Here is a 1,682-nt window from a genome sequence, read left to right as displayed (position 1 = left end):
TACCAGATTGACTAACAATTCCTTCTACCATTCCATCAACATACTGCACAGTGCTAACTGCACCGACGCCATTGGTTACTTGATGAATGCGATCAAGGGCTTGCCCAGCAACAGCAACATCAATCGGTGCAAATACTTCCCAACGACCATCTTCCTGCCAGTTGTCTCCAACATATTTGCCACTGTGGTATTGCACAATTTGAGTACGCCCAGTACCCATCAAATCTAAGAAAAATATATTATCTTTTTCAGATGAAGTACCAGCAGTTGGAATATTGAAGCCTGACCAAGGTGTACAAGTGATATTGGCATCATTAGTACCATTTCCATCGGTCGTATCATCCCCCATCACGCGGCACATTACTAAACTACCGCTCGCTCTTGGTTTTCTCTCTGGAACATAGGACAAGGTATCTGCTAAAAAAGCAGGCGCCCCGTCGCCAATAAAGTTACCGACTGCACGGATCGCAACATATTCCGGGCCGCTGTATTTTTTTCTTACACCACAATCCAGGGCTCGGCCTGTCGACAAACATAGTGTTAACTCCGCACGCCCATAAGAGAAATAAGAGTTGCTTGGATCCCATTGCAACTCAAGAAAACCAAACGCAAGCCCGTTATAGCCAGAACCATTAAAGTCAGTTGCTATCCCTCCCATATCAGTATCTCTATCGAACTGATACGGTAAGTAAAAACTGTTTTTCGGCGGTTGAGGGTACTCCTTGTAAGTGTAGCTAGACATCGCACCAAACCCGAATGCCGTACCAGGGAGATTAAAATGATTCATGACCACCGCTGGCATCAGGTTTTCATAGTGTGGCGAGTAAATTAGATCGACTCCATCACGGACATAATCTGCCAGGCTAACTCTCGTCCAGCGAACATCATAAGGCTTACCTGTACCCGAAAAATCAACCACCTGTGTCAGTCTCGCAAATTGATTTTGTGAATATTCAGTTGAACCATCAGTCCTGCTCTGCACTTGCTCTAAACCCAGTGGAGGTGTCAAATCTCGCTGACATTTATCTTGAATACAGACTGTTACATAATCACTATTATTTGTACTGTAATGCGCCGAGCGGCCATCTCCTCTCACATCAACCACATAAGGAAAGTAACTAGGGATATTTGCTCCAACCGCAGGGCGATTAGGATCACAAGTAAAAATAATCGTTGAGCCAGCTGCGCCTAATTCTTTAGAGTTACCTAAAGGAGATAAACAAATTTTTGCGTGCCCGGCTTCCAAACCAGAAGTAGTGACTAACAAATCGAGTGCGCCGTCACCGTCAAAATCACCGGTATCAAGCACAATGAATGCTTCGCCAGTATTCAGCTTGTAAGCATACTGCGTGAACCCATTGCCGTTATTATGAAAATAACGATACTCCGTCTGCATTGTACCGGGAGGTATTCCATTCAGCTCTATGACGGGCGAACCAACTCCCCTCACCCGTTTTTCCAGAATATCCGTATACCCCCGATTTTCAAAATCACTAAACGCAAAATAATCCGGATGGTTCATCGTGCTTCTTATGTTCCCATAATTGTAGAACGTACTCATAGTCGGAGCGCCAGCCCAAATCCCTTTACTCTCAAAGCCCGGCGTCTTGCCTGGATCCGGTTTCCCCCACGCAAATGTTGTCGCCGGTAAGCAATCCATACCTCCCGTCTGTGGATTACGC

Annotated in this window: 1 protein-coding gene; it reads right to left on the bottom strand. The window is 45.6% G+C overall.

From position 1 onward, the window contains the following. Nucleotides 1-1,522, bottom strand: a 1,522-nt coding sequence (locus H8K29_RS17730) for a VCBS repeat-containing protein (protein ID WP_186898663.1), incomplete at its 3' end; no start/stop codon positions are given. Between the last annotated feature and the right edge of the window lie 160 nt (nt 1,523-1,682).

The sequence above is a fragment of the Undibacterium sp. CY21W genome, from assembly GCF_014284265.1.
Taxonomy (GTDB): Bacteria; Pseudomonadota; Gammaproteobacteria; order Burkholderiales; family Burkholderiaceae_D; genus Undibacterium; species Undibacterium aquatile.
The sequence above is the reverse complement of the archived record's forward strand: the minus strand, read 5'-3'. Positions and strand labels throughout refer to the sequence as shown.